This window comes from Gordonia sp. LUNF6 (assembly GCF_047041125.1).
Taxonomy (GTDB): domain Bacteria; phylum Actinomycetota; class Actinomycetes; order Mycobacteriales; family Mycobacteriaceae; genus Gordonia; species Gordonia sihwensis.
Genome location: NZ_CP178181.1, coordinates 3,890,831 through 3,905,484 on the forward strand (window position 1 = coordinate 3,890,831; position 14,654 = coordinate 3,905,484).

Annotated in this window: 16 protein-coding genes; 3 read left to right on the forward strand and 13 right to left on the reverse strand. The window is 67.2% G+C overall.

Annotated elements, in window-relative coordinates; translation table 11 throughout:
* Nucleotides 1–53: 53 nt before the first annotated feature.
* From rplI to rpsF, 4 genes are all read right to left on the reverse strand, one after another.
* Nucleotides 54–503 carry a 50S ribosomal protein L9 gene (gene rplI / locus ACK8HH_RS18285; RefSeq protein ID WP_006896697.1) on the reverse strand — a complete coding sequence of 150 codons (450 nt, stop codon included), beginning with the start codon at nt 501–503 and terminating at the stop codon, nt 54–56.
* Nucleotides 504–523: 20 nt separating this feature from the next.
* Nucleotides 524–778, reverse strand: a complete 255-nt coding sequence (rpsR, locus tag ACK8HH_RS18290; RefSeq protein ID WP_006896698.1) for a 30S ribosomal protein S18 — start codon at nt 776–778, stop codon at nt 524–526.
* Nucleotides 779–818: 40 nt separating this feature from the next.
* Nucleotides 819–1,373, reverse strand: a complete 555-nt coding sequence (locus ACK8HH_RS18295) for a single-stranded DNA-binding protein (protein WP_006896699.1) — start codon at nt 1,371–1,373, stop codon at nt 819–821.
* Between the two features lie 110 nt (nt 1,374–1,483).
* Entirely contained in the window at nt 1,484–1,765 is a 282-nt protein-coding gene (rpsF, locus tag ACK8HH_RS18300; RefSeq protein ID WP_006896700.1) for a 30S ribosomal protein S6, read from the reverse strand.
* A 161-nt stretch (nt 1,766–1,926) separates the two neighbouring features.
* Between rpsF and ACK8HH_RS18305 the strand changes: the two genes are divergently transcribed.
* Nucleotides 1,927–3,930, forward strand: a complete 2,004-nt coding sequence (locus ACK8HH_RS18305) for a GNAT family N-acetyltransferase (RefSeq protein ID WP_006896701.1) — start codon at nt 1,927–1,929, stop codon at nt 3,928–3,930.
* On the opposite strand, the gene ACK8HH_RS18310 is transcribed toward ACK8HH_RS18305, so the two are convergent.
* The 3 genes from ACK8HH_RS18310 to ACK8HH_RS18320 form a co-directional block, all read right to left on the reverse strand.
* The gene (locus ACK8HH_RS18310; protein ID WP_006896702.1) at nt 3,916–5,424 is read right to left on the reverse strand and encodes a glycosyltransferase family 87 protein; all 1,509 of its coding nucleotides are present in this window, start codon (nt 5,422–5,424) and stop codon (nt 3,916–3,918) included. The two genes, ACK8HH_RS18305 and ACK8HH_RS18310, sit on opposite strands and share 15 nt — an antisense overlap.
* Nucleotides 5,424–7,682, reverse strand: a complete 2,259-nt coding sequence (locus ACK8HH_RS18315) for a transglycosylase domain-containing protein (RefSeq protein ID WP_006896703.1) — start codon at nt 7,680–7,682, stop codon at nt 5,424–5,426. Before ACK8HH_RS18315 ends, ACK8HH_RS18310 begins: the two co-directional genes overlap by 1 nt.
* Nucleotides 7,683–7,771: 89 nt before the next feature.
* Nucleotides 7,772–8,164, reverse strand: a complete 393-nt coding sequence (locus ACK8HH_RS18320; protein WP_006896704.1) for a DUF5318 family protein — start codon at nt 8,162–8,164, stop codon at nt 7,772–7,774.
* 149 nt (nt 8,165–8,313) lie between these two features.
* Between ACK8HH_RS18320 and ACK8HH_RS18325 the strand changes: the two genes are divergently transcribed.
* Both ACK8HH_RS18325 and ACK8HH_RS18330 read left to right on the forward strand, forming a co-directional pair.
* Nucleotides 8,314–8,967, forward strand: a complete 654-nt coding sequence (locus ACK8HH_RS18325; protein WP_006896705.1) for a PadR family transcriptional regulator — start codon at nt 8,314–8,316, stop codon at nt 8,965–8,967.
* Nucleotides 8,960–10,054, forward strand: coding sequence for an inositol-3-phosphate synthase (locus tag ACK8HH_RS18330; RefSeq protein WP_006896706.1), 1,095 nt, complete (start codon nt 8,960–8,962; stop codon nt 10,052–10,054). Before ACK8HH_RS18325 ends, ACK8HH_RS18330 begins: the two co-directional genes overlap by 8 nt.
* Nucleotides 10,055–10,283: 229 nt before the next feature.
* Here the strand turns inward: ACK8HH_RS18330 and ACK8HH_RS18335 are convergent, their stop codons facing one another.
* From ACK8HH_RS18335 to ACK8HH_RS18360, 6 genes are read right to left on the reverse strand one after another with little or no spacing between them, the layout of a single operon-like run.
* Entirely contained in the window at nt 10,284–10,526 is a 243-nt protein-coding gene (locus tag ACK8HH_RS18335; RefSeq protein ID WP_412475437.1) for a hypothetical protein, read from the reverse strand.
* Between the two features lie 29 nt (nt 10,527–10,555).
* Nucleotides 10,556–10,816 (reverse strand): hypothetical protein, encoded by a 261-nt coding sequence (locus ACK8HH_RS18340; protein ID WP_006896708.1) that lies wholly within the window; start codon nt 10,814–10,816, stop codon nt 10,556–10,558.
* A 16-nt stretch (nt 10,817–10,832) separates the two neighbouring features.
* A complete protein-coding gene (locus tag ACK8HH_RS18345; RefSeq protein WP_412475438.1) occupies nt 10,833–11,450 on the reverse strand; it encodes a hypothetical protein in 618 nt (205 codons plus the stop codon).
* Complete coding sequence (locus tag ACK8HH_RS18350) at nt 11,447–12,175, reverse strand: hypothetical protein (protein ID WP_412475439.1); 729 nt, start codon at nt 12,173–12,175, stop codon at nt 11,447–11,449. Before ACK8HH_RS18350 ends, ACK8HH_RS18345 begins: the two co-directional genes overlap by 4 nt.
* Nucleotides 12,172–14,178 carry an FtsK/SpoIIIE domain-containing protein gene (locus ACK8HH_RS18355; RefSeq protein WP_412475440.1) on the reverse strand — a complete coding sequence of 669 codons (2,007 nt, stop codon included), beginning with the start codon at nt 14,176–14,178 and terminating at the stop codon, nt 12,172–12,174. Before ACK8HH_RS18355 ends, ACK8HH_RS18350 begins: the two co-directional genes overlap by 4 nt.
* Nucleotides 14,171–14,650 (reverse strand): nucleotide exchange factor GrpE, encoded by a 480-nt coding sequence (locus tag ACK8HH_RS18360; protein WP_006896711.1) that lies wholly within the window; start codon nt 14,648–14,650, stop codon nt 14,171–14,173. The genes ACK8HH_RS18355 and ACK8HH_RS18360 overlap by 8 nt, the downstream gene beginning before the upstream one ends.
* Nucleotides 14,651–14,654 lie beyond the last annotated feature (4 nt).

A 14,654-nucleotide genomic window follows, 5' to 3' on the forward strand; every position in this document is an offset into this window, starting at 1 on the left:
ACGTCAGAGGCCGGCCACCCCGTGGGGTGACCGGCCTCCTTCGATGCTCTACGTCAGCTGACGACGGCGAGGCTCAGCTTGGCCTCCACCTTCGGGTGCAGCTTGACGACGACGGGGTACTCGCCCAGAGCCTTGATGTGGCCCTTCGGCAGCTCCAGGCTGCGCTTGTCGACGACGGGGCCGCCCGCAGCGCGGATGGCGCCCGCGACGTCCGACGCCGAGACGGAGCCGAACAGCTTGCCCGAGTCGTGGGTCTTGACGGTCAGCGAGACGTTGTCGAGGCCCTCGAGAGCCTGCTTGATCTCGTTGGCGTGGTCGAGGTCGCGCACCGCGCGAGCCTCCTGCGAGCGGCGGATGCCCTCGACCTGCTTCAGCGCACCGCGGGTGGCGACGATCGCCAGTCCGCGAGGCAGCAGGTAGTTGCGGCCGTAGCCGTCACGCACCTCGACGGTGTCGCCGGCCTCGCCCAGATTCTCAACCGATGCGGTCAGGATCAGCTTCATTGTCTTCTGTCCTTTCCCGCTCAGCGTCCGGTCGACGTGAACGGCAGCAACGCCACCTCACGCGAGTTCTTCACGGCCACAGCGACATCGCGCTGGTGCTGCACGCAGTTGCCGGTGACGCGACGCGAACGGATCTTGCCGCGGTCAGAGAGGAAACGACGCAGCAGCGCGGTGTCCTTGTAGTCGATGACGGTCTTCTTGTCCTTGCAGAAGGTGCAGGCCTTGGCCTTCGTGACCTTCTCCACGCGGGGCTTGCGGCCCTTTTGCTTTGCCATGTATTGCTCCAGTCAATGGTCTCCGGGTGGCGGCCCGGAATCAGAAAGGTGGTTCGTCGTCCCCGCCACCGAAGCCGCCGCCCGCTGCGGGCGCACTGCCCCACGGGTCGTCGGCCGGCTGGCTCGCGGCCTGCTGGGGGCGTCCGCCCTGCGGTGCGCCGAAGCCACCGCCTGCGTTTCCGCCACCCTGATTGCCGCCGTATCCGCCGCCACCGCCGTAGTTGCCGCCACCACGCTGGGTGCGGTTGACCTTGGCGGTCGCGTAACGGAGCGAGGGACCGATCTCATCCACTTCGAGCTCGACGACGGTGCGACGTTCCCCTTCACGGGTCTCGTACGACCGCTGCTTGAGCTTGCCCTGCACGATCACTCGGGTGCCCTTGGTGAGGGACTCGGTCACGTTCTCGGCGGCGTCGCGCCAGATGCTGCAGCGGAGGAACAGCGCTTCGCCGTCTTTCCACTCGTTCGTCTGACGGTCGAACGTCCGCGGAGTGGAGGCCACCGTGAAATTGGCGACCGGCGCACCGGAAGCGGTGAACCGCAGTTCCGGATCGGCGGTCAGATTTCCGACGACCGTGATGACCGTGTCCGTCATGAGACTCCCCTAATCGTGTCGAAGAACGCTGACTGGCGCGCCCTGTGAAGTGGTTGACACCACCCTAGAGGCGGGCACCGACAATGTCAGCGTGCTCCGCAGGCTGTGGATTACTTGCGCAGGACCTTGGTGCGGAGCACCGACTCGTTCAGCTTCAGCTGACGATCGAGCTCGCTCACGGTCGCCGGAGTCGCGTTCAGCTGAACGACGGCGTAGATGCCCTCGTTGTGCTTCGCGATCTCGTAGGCCAGGCGGCGCTTGCCCCAGATCTCGACGTCGTCCACCTTGCCGCCTTCGTTGCGAACAACGTTGAGGAAGGTATCCAGGGATGGGGCGACGGTGCGCTCGTCCAGGCTCGGATCGAGGATCACCATCAGTTCGTAATGACGCATAAGACCACATCACCTCCTATGGGCTTTCGGCCACGGACGGTCCGTGGCAGGAGGGTCGCCTGCGTCGGCAACCTGTCAAAGATACATGAGAGCGGACTGACCTGCGAAATCACCGCCGGGCCGCACCGGCGGACGTCACCGGGCTGCACTAGGCTCATCGCATGCCATCGGCCCGCAATGCCTTCGCCGCCAAGCGGCTTCACTTCGGTGAGACCGCCGTGATCCTCGTGACCGCGATGCTGTTCACCGCCGCGTCGGCCGCGGCCTCTTATGCGACGAAGGTGCGCTGCACCACCCCGACGTCGGGCGCCAAACGCGAATGGCTCTACGGCAGCCCGTACGACGTCGTCCCCTGCTACTCGGATCTGATGACGATGTGGCACGGCCGCGGCCTGGCCGACCACGTCTTCCCGTACATCCACGGCGGGATCACGCCGAGCGGCGAACTGTTCGGCGGCGTCGTCGAGTACCCGGTGCTGTCGGGACTGATCATGTGGTTCAGTTCGCTCGGCGCCCACACCGACCGCGAGTTCCTCTGGCACAGCCTCGTCATTCTGTTGCCCTTCGCCTTCATCACGACGATCCTCCTGGCGCTGATGACGCGCTGGTGGGTGCTGCTCTGGGCCGCGACCCCGCCGCTGATGCTCTACGCCCTGCACAACTGGGAACTCCCGGTGGTCTGCGCCGCGGTAGCCGGTGTGGCCGTCATGGCCTGGGGCGGCTCCGCGGATCCCGCGACCGGCCTGCGACGCTGGTCGGTGCGGACCACAGCGATCGTGGCGGCGATCCCGCTCGGGGTGGGGTTCTCCCTGAAGATCTATCCCGGACTCTTCGTTCTGCCGTTGATGCTCTACGTCCTCACCCGTGGAGAGAAGACCGATCGCAGGCCGCGGGGGCTCGACTGGGCCGGTGCGGCCTATGTGGCGCTGTCGGCCGTGGTGACGGTCGCGGTGACGCAGGTCCCGTTCATGATCGCCGGCTACGAGGGATGGAAGGCCGCAATCGACTTCCAGAGCAAGCGCGAGGCGAATCTCTCCACCAACTCGATCTGGTACTGGGGGCTGCGTTTCCTGACCGGCGGTGAGACCTCGACCTACAACAGCATCGTCGACGTCGCGTCACCCCTGCTGATCATCGGCTCGTTCGCCCTCGCCTGCTGGCTCGGGTGGCGCGTCTATCGGCGCGACGGCGTGTTCCCGTGGCTGGGCGTCAGCGCCGCGATGCTCGCCGGATTCATGGTCTTCCACAAGGTTCACTCGCCGCAGTACACCCTCTGGATCCTCCCGTTCTTCGTGCTGCAGCGGGTCCGCTGGTGGCTGATCGCGCTGTACCTGGTGGCCGACGCGGCCCTCGATCTGACGATCTTCCACCTCCTGATGAACTACTCGGCGACCACACGCGCCTGGGTCCTCGCCGGAGTCAACTTCGGCGTCTGGACCCACGCCGTCCTGCTCGTGGCGCTCATCTTCGTGTTCGTCAGAGCCCGGCCCCGCGAGCCGCTCGCCTCGTATCTGACCGGCGGTGTGCCGCCGAAGGGACCGCTCACCCGACTCGCCGTCGCCGATGCGGCCGGCGCCCGCAGCTGGCTCGGCGCGCCGACGCTGGCCAACCGGCACGTGACCCTTCGACCGCTCGTGCCCGCGGACGCCGAAGCGCTCGGCAGGGTTGCCGGCGATCCCGAACTGTACAAATGGACCGGCGACCTGCCGCGCGACACGGCAGCTGCCGCGGCCTGGATCACCGCGGCGCTCTCGGATCCGCGGCGCATACCGTTCGCCGTCCTCGACGCGCAGGGACGGCTCGTCGGCACCACGAGCTTCTACGACGTCGACTCCGCGAACCGGTCCCTCGCGATCGGCTACACCTATTACGGCCCCGCGGCGATGGGAACCGCGGTCAATCCGGCGGCCAAACTCCTGCTCTGCGAGTACGCGTTCACCGTGTGCGACGCGGTGCGGATCGTGTGGCACACCCACGCCGAGAACGCCCGTTCGCGCGCCGCGATCACCAGACTCGGCGCGGTTCCGGAGGGCGAGCTGGGAAAGCACCGCCGATTCCGCGGCGGATGGCGGACCACCGCCCAGTTCGCGATCGTCGACGACGACTGGCCGGCCTCGCGGGATCTGCTCGCGGCGCGGCTCGGAGCTCGATCAGACGCTCGGTGACCCGGTCGCGGCTTCGCCTGCGACCGGCGAACGCATCAGCCGGGACGATGAGGGTTCGTCGTCGTCGACGCGGAGCAGCTGCCACACGACCACCGCGCACAAGCCGACCAGAACCGCACCGCGAAGCGTGTTGACGGCGTAGAAGACGTCCGGCGGAAGCCATTTGCGGCTCGGGTCCAGGAACAGGCCCATCCGCGGAATCCAGACGAGCGCGTCGAAGGTCATCCACGCCAGCACCGCGCTCGGGTACGGGACCGCCAGCACGGCGAGCGGGACCAGCCACAGCGACGACTGCGGTGTCCATTCCTTTCCGAACAGCAGGAAGCCGGCCACCAGCAGGAACATCAGCTGCGCCAGGGTCGGTTCGCCGCTCGCGCGCAGCCCGATGTATGCGACGGCGGCGACCACGGCGATCAGCAGCAGCAGGACGATGCCGTTGAGCAGGGCCGTCGACGGGTTCCATCCGGTCGCCATCGATATCAGGCGGTACAGGGTGTCCGGTTCCACGCCGCGGTCGCGCCAGACACGGAAAGCCTGGCTCCATCCCGTCGGGTACAGGATCATCAGCGGCAGATTGATCGCCAGCCAACTCGCCGCCGCCGCTCCGACGACGACCGCCAGCCTGCGGAGCTCTCGCTGCCGGACGCACAGGACCGCGATCGCGGGCAGAAGCAGAAGCGGATACACCGCCGCGGCCGCGCCGAGGCCGGCGAAGACACCCGTACAGCCGGGGCGGCCGCGCGTCCAGCACAGCATCGCCACGGCGACCATCGCGATGGCGATGACGTCGGTCGAGGTGAAGGCGTGGAAGAACAGCAGGGGCGAGAGCGCCATCAGCGCGCCGAGCCACAGTCGGCGGCGGTCGGTCATCATCGTGGCCCACACCGCGAGCAGCCAGAACAGCGACAGCAGCACAGCGCTGATGTTGAAGTAGTTCACCACGTCGAGCGTCTTCGGCAGCCCCAGGGTGTCGGCCAACAGGCCCCAGCCCCGCGCGGCCTGGGCGCTGACGTACATGAACAGCCCAGTCAGCGCCGGCTCGGCGAGATAAGCCTTGGTCTGGGCGCCGTCGCCGTCGCTCTGCGTCCAGTGGGTGCGGTACGGGAAGGCGCCCTTGGCCAGGTCGGCGGGAGTCAGCTTGTCCTGCTCGTACGACGCGACCAGATCGGAGTAGCACAGGCCGACGAACTGCCGCTGGTTGTCCCAGTTCAGACGCACCTGACCGGGTGCGTCCCGGACGGGCGCCTGCTGGATGCAGCCGGCTTTGCCGAACCAGCTGATCGACAGCCCCACCAGGGCGAGCAGGAGGACCACCCGCACCGGCGTCCAGGTCCGACTGCGACCGACGGCGGCGTGCAGTCCGACAGGCCCGCCGATCGAGTCGCTGGCCGCCGCCAACTGGGGGCTCGACCACGACGGCACCACACGCTCGGTCTCCACCCGCAGATCATCTGCGAGCGGTTCCGGCGAGTCCCACGTCGGCTGCTGCGTCACTACGTCGCGGGCACCGGTGCTGCTGGAGCGAGTTGCTGATCGGTCGGATTGCGGCCGCGATTGTTGTTCGCGGTCCCGTTGCCGTTGCCGGTTCCGTTGCCCGGACCTGTTCCGGTTCCGTCGTCACCGCCGGTGCCCGGCTCCTGGGTGGGCGACTCATCGTCACCGCCGCCGATCGGGATCGTGACGCCCGGAGCGATCACCACGTCGCCGTTCTCGTTCTGCCCGGGCAGACGCGGAAGTCGAGGACGCTCGCGGGTGGTCTGAGTCTCGGTCGGGGTGTAGGTGGTGGGCGGCGGCTCATACGGGACGCCCGCCTGTCCGCCGACCGCCTCGGGGGTCGGGAACTGCTCGATCGGCTCGCCCTCCAGGGCGGCGTCCATCGAGGCCTTCCAGATCTGAGCGGGCAGTCCGCTGCCGTAGATCGACGATCCGGAGTAGTTGCGCAGCGGCGCGCCCTTGTCCGTGCCGACCCAGGTGGCCGTCGACAGCTGCGGCGTGTAGCCGGCCATCCACGCGTCCTTGTTGTATCCCGTGTCGCCGAGCTGGGCGGTACCGGTCTTGGCCGCCGACGGCCGCGGCCCGTAGGTCGAGTCGTACAGCGAGTTGCCGTTGGAGTAGGCCGCGATCGGCATCATCGCCGAGGTCACGTTGTCCGCGACGGCCTCCGAGACCACGCGCTTGCCCTTGTCCTTCTGGCGTTCGAAGAGCACGTCGCCGGTCGAGGTCTCGACCTTCTGGACGAAGAACGGGTCGCGGTGGATGCCCGACGCGGCGAGCGTCGCGTAGGCCGAGGCCATGTCGAGCACGCGGGACGGGTACTGGCCCAGGACCACGCCGCCTTCACTGTGGCCGTTCTTCTCCTGCAGGGTGTGCTGGATGTCGCCGAAGCTCTCGGCGATGCCGAGCCGGTGCGCCGTGTCGGCGACCGCGTCGGCCTGACCGTTCAGGTCCATCATGAGCCGGTAGTAGACGGTGTTCAGCGACATCTTCAGCGCGGTGGCCAGGTTGCAGCTGCCGCAGCTCTCGCCGTCGGAGTTCTGGACCACCAGGCCGCCGGGCGCCTCGTACGGCGCCGAGCTGTAGTACTTCGAGAGCGGGATGTCCTGCTCCAGGGCCGCGACCAGCGCGAAGACCTTGAAGATCGAACCGGTCTGCAGGCCGGCCGAGGCGTAGTCCCAGCCCTGTCCGTCCTCGCCGCCGTAGTAGCCCTGGATGCCGCCGGTCGCGGGATCGATGGACACCGACGCGGTGCGCAGGTTCTTCGGCTCGCCGTCGAGCTTGTTGCGCGCGGCGGAGACCAGCGCCTTCTGCACCTTCGGATCGATCGAGGTGGTGATCTTCAGACCGGAGGTCTGCACCTGCTGCTCGGTGATGCCGAGCTTCTCGAGTTCGGCCAGCACCTGCCGCTTGATCAGGCCGTTGGGTCCTTCGTTGGCCTCGGCCGTCTGGTCCTTGACCTTCGCGACCTTCGGGAACTTCTGCGCGTCGCGGTCAGACTTGCTGAGTGCGCCGATCGAGACCATGCCGTCGAGCACGTAGTTCCAGCGGCTGACCGCCAGATCCGGGTTCACCGCGGGATCGTAGATCGACGGACCGCGGATGATGCCCGCGAGCAGCGCCGACTCCGACGGGGTGAGTTTCTTGAGCGGCTTGTTGAAGTACGCGCGCGCGGCGGCGTCGACGCCGTAGGCGCCGCGGCCGAAGTAGATGGTGTTCAGATACGCCGCCATGATCTCTTCCTTGGACCACTGGCGGGACATCTTGGTGGCGATCGCGAGTTCTTTGAACTTGCGCTTGTAGCTGACCTCGTCACCGACGATCGCGTTCTTCACGTACTGCTGGGTGATGGTGGAGCCGCCGCCCGCACCGGACTTGCCGAAGGCCTTGCCCAGCACGGCCCGGGTGAAGCCGGAGGTCGAGAAACCAGCGTTCGAGTCGAAGTCTCGGTCCTCGGCGGCCTTCACCGCGTCGACCATGGACTGCGGGATGTCCTCGTACTTGACGTCGGTCCGGTTGCCCTCGGGTGGCACGATCTTGGCGATCGTCCCGCCCTTGCTGTCGGTGATGGTGGCGACCTGGTTCTGCTTGATGTCGCCCGGCGACGGCACGTCCACCGTCAAGTAGGTGAACAGGAAGGCCACCACCAGGAAGACGGCGACCAGCGGCACTGCTCCGGCAAGAATGCCCAGCGTCCACGCCGTGGCCTTCACCGCCGTCGATTTCTCCGACGTCGCAGCACCTTTACCGCTGGTCATCGCTCACCCACTTCTCTGCGCTGTTGCGCGGACGAAACTAACACTCTCAACTGTGACGTATGGCTGCGGCTGCGCCAACTCCGGTCACATCACTTGGCGACCCGGCGACGCCGTCGACCGGCGCCCTCGGGCAATCCGGCAACGTACGACTGCACGAGATAGTTCCACCGGCAGGTTCGGCAGACTTCGACGACGTGAACCGTGAAGGCGCCGGCGCTCCCGTCGAGGGCCTCGATCTCGCCCGCCGAACGAGCCGAGCCGTGGATGTGTCCGAGGTGCTCTCCGAACACCCAGGACACCACCGTGACCTGCTCTTTCCGGCACACGGGACAGACCTCGTCGGTCGGCTTTCCGTGGAACTTGGCCGCCCGCAAGAGGTAGGGGTCGGCGTCGCACACCTGGGACAGAGCCGTGCGGCCCGTCCGCACACGCGCTAGGCACTCGCGTCGCGCGAGTGCGTAGTCCACGATCTGCCGGTGCACGTTCCCAAGCCTAGACGCGAGCCCGCCACGACTGCCCTGTGATGCAGATCAAGCCGCTGCCGTACTCGCAACTTCACTGCGAGTTATATCGATGCGATACATTAGATGCTGCATCAAGGCGCGATAACGCATCGAAAGGGGGCCGAGTCATGCTCGAAATGGCGATTCTCGGCCTGCTGCTCGAATCGCCCATGCACGGGTACGAACTGCGCAAGCGGCTCACCGGGCTGCTCGGCGCGTTCCGCGCGTTCTCGTACGGCTCGCTGTATCCGACCCTGCGCCGCATGCAGGCCGACGGGCTGATCGCCGAAGACGAGCCCGAGACCTCCACGGGAACCAAGGTCCGCCGGGCACGCCGCGTGTACCGGCTCACTCCGGCGGGCGAGTCGCGCTTCACCGAGTTGGTCGCGGACACCGGCCCGCAGAACTACACCGACGACGGCTTCGGTGTGCACCTGGCCTTCTTCAGCAGGACGCCCGCGGTGGCTCGCATGCGCATCCTCGAGGGCCGCCGCAGGCAGGTCGAGGAACGCCGCGAGGGTCTGCGCGATCTGCTCGGCCGTGCGACGCGCTCGAACGATCACTACACGCGCCAGATGCACGAGCTCAGCCTGGAGACCTCCGAGCGCGAGGTCCAGTGGCTCAACAAATTGATCGCCGACGAGGCCTCCGGGTCTGTCGGCACCCCGGATTTTCGTTCCTCGTCGTCGGAGACGACGACGCAGGACGAAGTAGGAAAGAACTCGGCGGCACAGCATTCCGCCGTACCGCTGCAACAAGAAGGAGATCCCGACCATGGGTGAAACCAACAAAGTGCGCGTGGCCATCGTTGGCGTGGGTAACTGCGCCTCATCCTTGGTTCAGGGCGTTCAGTACTACCGCGACGCCGATGAGAACGCGACCGTCCCCGGTCTGATGCACGTCAAGTTCGGCGATTACCACGTCCGTGACGTCGAGTTCGTCGCCGCTTTCGACGTCGACGCCAAGAAGGTCGGCTTCGACCTCTCCGAGGCGATCGTCAACAGCGAGAACAACACCATCAAGATCGCCGACGTCCCGCCGTTGAACGTGACCGTCCAGCGCGGCCACACCCTCGACGGTCTCGGCAAGTACTACCGCGAGACCATCACCGAGGCCGACGGCGAAGGCGTCGACATCGTGAAGGCCCTCAAGGACAACGACGTCGACGTCCTGGTCAGCTACCTGCCGGTCGGTTCCGAGCAGGCCGACAAGTTCTACGCTCAGTGCGCCATCGACGCCGGCGTGGCCTTCGTCAACGCCCTGCCCGTGTTCATCGCCTCCGACCCCGAGTGGGCCGAGAAGTTCCGCGCCGCGGGCGTCCCGATCGTCGGCGACGACATCAAGAGCCAGGTCGGCGCGACCATCACCCACCGCGTCATGGCGAAGCTGTTCGAGGATCGCGGTGTGGAGCTCGACCGCACCTACCAGCTGAACGTCGGCGGCAACATGGACTTCAAGAACATGCTCGAGCGTGAGCGTCTGGAGTCGAAGAAGGTCAGCAAGACGCAGGCCGTCACCTCGATCCTCGACGGCCCGCTCGCCGGCAAGGTCTACGACAAGAACGTGCACATCGGCCCGTCGGACTACGTCCAGTGGCTCGACGACCGCAAGTGGGCCTACGTCCGCCTCGAAGGCCGCGCCTTCGGCGACGTGCCGCTGAACCTGGAGTACAAGCTCGAGGTCTGGGACTCCCCCAACTCGGCAGGCATCATCATCGACGCCGTCCGCGCCGCCAAGATCGCCAAGGACCGCGGCCTCGGCGGCCCGATCCTCCCGGCCTCGGCCTACCTGATGAAGAGCCCGCCCGAGCAGATCGCCGACGACAAGGCGCGCGCGCAGCTCGAGGCGTTCATCATCGGCGCCGAGTAGGACGTCGGTACTGACGAATCGAAGGCCCGGCACTCCCCCTCGGAGTGCCGGGCCTTCGTCGTCTTCCGGGCCGTCGGGTACTACGGTGACGGTGTTCGATTCCTTCCTCTGGGGTCTATGTGCGACCTGCGCGGACTTGTCCGGTCTGGACTGCGGCGATCGTGAAGGAGCGGACAGGATCCCGGATCCGCGGCGTGCGGAGATGGCTTCGCGACGTGAATCTCGCCCCTCAGTTCAGCGATTCGAGGTGCCGCGCAAACTCTTCGGCGGCCTTCTTGGTGTTGTGCAGGTTCACTGACAGCCTGTCGATGTCCTGGTTCGCCTGATCGAGCGCGTACGAGAGTTGTCCGATCGGCCCAGAACCGCCGCGGCCGAGGACCGCCTGAACCTGTCTGATGTTGCGGTTCAGGGACTGCTTCAGACCGGCGGCCTGCCGATTCGCGTCCTCCGACTTCCGTGCCAGCTGTTTCACCTGGCGGGTGAGTTCCTCGTGTTTCGACCTCAGAGCCTCCTGGCGATGTCTTCGGCCTGCCGCATCGCAGCGGCGATGCGCTGCTGCAATGCATCCAGGCTCACCGAACTGGCCTGCAGAGCATTGACCATCCGGTCGTCGGCCTTGGTCGAGGTCGAACCGGCGACCCTGCGGACCTCGCTCGACAGGTTCCGGACTTCCCCGTGCTGGCTGCGAATCAGCCGTTCTAACTGCTGCAACGTCGAAACCGCCTGCATGACCGCCTGTCGTTCAGCCTGTACTTCACTCATGAAGCCTCCATTGTCTCTAAAGAATCAGGACCAGCACGATGATGAGAACGATGAGCGTCCCGACCGCGCCCGCCACGATCGCACCCGTACGGCTCGGTGCCGGCGGTGCGGGCAGCGGATCGGTGGCCACCGGCTTCGCCACGCGGGTCGGCTCGTGCCGTCTACGCTCGTCGACCGCACGTTCCCGTGCCTCGGCGAGCTTTCGCTCGCGCTCGGCCTGTTTCGCCGTGAGTTCTTCACGTCGCACCGCCCGGTCGGCCTCGTCTCGCGCGATTCGCTTCTTCGCGCGCTCGTACCCCTCCACGACCGACGCGTGCTTCTGGAGGCGGCCGACGACGAGTTCGAGGTCGGCCAGCACCACGTGCGCGTGTCTGGCCTGCTGTGGAACGGCCGCGGCCGGCACCCGATCGAGCCCGATCGTCCGCGCCGCCGCATCCAGCTGCTCGGACAGTGCGTCGCGCCGCCCGTCGAGCCCGGCAAGGCACTGTTCGCGGTCTGCAGCCTCCACCGCCACGTTCCGTTCCCGTTCCTGGAAGAGGTGATCCGACCTCCGCCGCTCGTCGATCAGCTCTCCGTCGATCGCCGCGAGATCGTTCACCGCCCCCAGATACCGGTCCCATGCCGTGTCCGTCATATCGGGATGCTCACCTCCGTCTTCTCGATACCGTTCTGCGGCAACGCAGCCGGATCGAACGGAACCAACAGATCCTGCCGACCGCTGCTCCTGTCGACGACGACGACGCGCGGTCCGCTGAAGTCCATGCGCCCGGTGCCCGGCGCCAGCAGGTCGGTCTGCGATCCCGGTTCGGTCAGGACGATCGTCCGGAAGCCGTCGCGAAGTTCGCCCGCCGTCCTCGCGTCGTATGAGCTCATCGAGCGGAACCTGATCACGAAGAGCATGCCGCAGGCAATCGATCGCTTGATGAAGCGCTCCACCGCCTCGATCGGACGCGGGTATTCGTCTGAATCGACCAGCGACGCGATGTCGTCGGGGTCGTCGAGGATGATCACCCGCTCGATGCGGCTGCTCGGCACCGCCGTCCGCGCTGTCAGGGTACGCAGGAAGCTATCCGCCTCTTCCGCTGAGATCCGCTGGATTCCCGCTTCGTTCGCCCACGGACCGACGTCATCGAGCCCAACGCCCGAGCTGTCGATGACGGTCCACTGCGCGGAGGCGAGATCGGACGCGCGAATGGATGCGTGGATCGACGACAGCACCGCCCTGGTGCGGTCGAGGTCGTCGCCGATCAGCGCGACGTTGCCGAGTCGGCCGCGCTTCAGCGAGAATCCCTGCGCGGTTCCACCGACGCTGATCGGGACTCCGACCGTGGCGATATCTCGATCGTCAGCTGGGATCACTCGGCGTAGGCGGAACTCACGAAGGTGCTGGGACGCCGGGGAGTGAAGCCATCCGCCATCGCCCGGCTGAACAGTTCCGTCTGCAGCCGGTCCAGGTAGGCGGGATCGGCCCACACCACCGAACCGATCCGATTGGCCGCCAGATGTCCGAGATCATCGTTGAACACCGCCTGACCACGCCCGTGCAGATCTCCCGCGGCGAGGTTCCCCGCGCCGAGGATCGTCTCCGACTCGTGTTCGGTGTTCCGCAGCGAGATCCGGTTGTGGAACTGACCGAAGATGGCGTCACGCTTGAGCGCGAGCGCTTGGATACCAGACAACGTCTGCGATGCGAGCACCAGGTGGACCCCGTAGGCGCGGCCCTTCCGAGCGAGGTGTTCGATCAGCTGCACCGCTCGTTGCGCGACATCATCGTCCGGTTCGAAGAGCACCTGAAACTCGTCGGCCACCAACACCAGCCGCGGCATGTCCCGACCTGTCAGCGCCCGATAGTCCGCGAGCGAAGACGCGCTCGCGGACTTGAAAGCGTCCGCCCTGCGGTCGAACTCGGAGGCGAGATGCTCCAAAACTGCCACTCCGTACGCTCGATCGCTCTCCAGGCCGAGGGAGTCGACGTGCGGCAACCAGGTCTCGTCGCCGGTCGGTGCGAGCCGCGCGAACTCGACGCCCTCTTTGAAATCCAACAGGTGAAAACGAACGTCCCGCGGCGAGTACCGGCTCGCGAGACCATAGATCAAGCAGAGCAGCAGGTTCGACTTTCCCGTGCCGACGGCGCCGCCGATGAGCGCGTTCGGCGCGGGCGGATTCGCACTCCGGAGTTCCAGGCCGCCGAGTCCGCCGGGCATTCTCGCGAAGATGCCCGATAGCCCGTCGTCGCCGCGATCGGACCATCCGGCATCGATCTCGGCGAGGACCGCCTCCAAGGTCATCGTCCCCTGCGCCGCGGCCTCGATCGCTTCGGCCCTCGCGTGGATCAAGTTGTTCCGCGCCGCTGGGGTGGGCGACGGATCAGCCCGAACCGTCAATCCGGGCACGGCCGCGAACGAATCCGACCGGATCTCGCCGGCCGCGTCGACCCGGACCAGCCCGCGGTCGACGTCGACCTGTGCCCGATCACCCACGCGGATCGGGCCATCGACGTACCCCGGGCTCGCGATCAGCAGAAACACGCCGCGCCCGGCCGCCGATTCGACGATCCTATTGAGATCGTCAGCGGCGGTCTCGGTGACTCCGCTCGGTGCGTCGAGCAGGACCGCGAGTTCGAGACGCCCCGCCTGCGACAGCGGCAGGTCCCGATGATCGGCCGCACCCGCCGTGCTCATCGTCTCCGCAGCCCGGCCGATTCTGTCGATGAGCCCGGACAACAGCCTCCGCAACCCGTCCTCGGTCTGGATCGCGGGCGGGTACCCGATCGGATCGGTGTCGCGGAACAACGACGTGAAGCCGAGGATCCCACGGAGCCTGGGATCGAACACCGAGACCCGCAGGGACTCCGGCGGCGCCGACAGCGCCAGTCTGAGCACGGTGTCCGCGATCAACTGCTCGGCACCGCTGCCACCGACGACCCACCCCGAGACGCCGATCAACGGAAGAAGCGCCGGCGCACCACCCGGGAGGGTGCCGACCCGGACTGCCGACGGTACCGCCCGCGCCGGCTGCGGCACGCTCAGCGCCCGCGCAGCCCATCCGGCACCGGCCGCACCGGGCGCGAGTTCCTCGGCTGCGGCGCGCAGCGCCGCCCCAACAGCCCGTGTCCGCCGCACGGCATCAGCCTGCAGCTTCGCCTCCGCCTCTTCCTTCTCGCGCCGGAGTCGCCGTCGCTGCGCCGCCAGCTCGTCGTCGAGCGTTGTCCGCGTGATCGACAGCGCGATGTCGATCTCCCCGAGGAGCCTGCAGGCTTCGGCTGTGAGGCCGCCGGCCTCGGCCATCGTCGCGGCCATCGCGTCGGTGAGGCGGCGACGAGCGTCCTGCTGATCGTCACGGCCGGTACCGCCACTAGTCATCCGCCGCGCCGTTCTGTCCAGGAGCCCTCGGTCCCGCGGCCACGACCACGCCCGCCGGGCGCAGCACGCGACCGTCCAGTTCGAAACCGCGGACGGTGCGTCCGGTGATAGCGCCTTCGGGGGCGTCGGCGACAACGACCGACTCGATGCGATGTCTCCGCGGGTCGACATCTCCGTCGACGCCGATCTGCTCGACCCCGAAGTCCTCCAGGATCTGGATCACCTCGTCTCGAACGGACTCTGCGAGCGGGTCCGCCTCACCGTCCCAGTTGTCGACACGGTCGATGACATTCATCAGCCGGGTGGCGACGGGCCGGAGCACTCGCCCTACCAGCAGGGTCTCGTCGAGCGCCGACTTGGCCCGCAGCTCCCCGAGCAACTCCTGGCCACGGTTGTCGTTGAGGAGCCGTCTCCGGAAGAGCTCCGTGAGGTCGTCGAGCCGCTTCGAGACATCGGCGAGCGTCTGATCCACCGGT

Coding starts and splice junctions, on each gene's coding strand:
- rplI (WP_006896697.1), bottom strand. CDS start 503: ATGAAGCTGATCCTGACCGCATCGGTTGAGAATCTGGGCGAGGCCGGC.
- rpsR (WP_006896698.1), bottom strand. CDS start 778: ATGGCAAAGCAAAAGGGCCGCAAGCCCCGCGTGGAGAAGGTCACGAAG.
- ACK8HH_RS18295 (WP_006896699.1), bottom strand. CDS start 1,373: ATGACGGACACGGTCATCACGGTCGTCGGAAATCTGACCGCCGATCCG.
- rpsF (WP_006896700.1), bottom strand. CDS start 1,765: ATGCGTCATTACGAACTGATGGTGATCCTCGATCCGAGCCTGGACGAG.
- ACK8HH_RS18305 (WP_006896701.1), top strand. CDS start 1,927: ATGCCATCGGCCCGCAATGCCTTCGCCGCCAAGCGGCTTCACTTCGGT.
- ACK8HH_RS18315 (WP_006896703.1), bottom strand. CDS start 7,682: ATGACCAGCGGTAAAGGTGCTGCGACGTCGGAGAAATCGACGGCGGTG.
- ACK8HH_RS18325 (WP_006896705.1), top strand. CDS start 8,314: ATGCTCGAAATGGCGATTCTCGGCCTGCTGCTCGAATCGCCCATGCAC.
- ACK8HH_RS18330 (WP_006896706.1), top strand. CDS start 8,960: ATGGGTGAAACCAACAAAGTGCGCGTGGCCATCGTTGGCGTGGGTAAC.
- ACK8HH_RS18340 (WP_006896708.1), bottom strand. CDS start 10,816: ATGAGTGAAGTACAGGCTGAACGACAGGCGGTCATGCAGGCGGTTTCG.
- ACK8HH_RS18345 (WP_412475438.1), bottom strand. CDS start 11,450: ATGACGGACACGGCATGGGACCGGTATCTGGGGGCGGTGAACGATCTC.
- ACK8HH_RS18355 (WP_412475440.1), bottom strand. CDS start 14,178: ATGACTAGTGGCGGTACCGGCCGTGACGATCAGCAGGACGCTCGTCGC.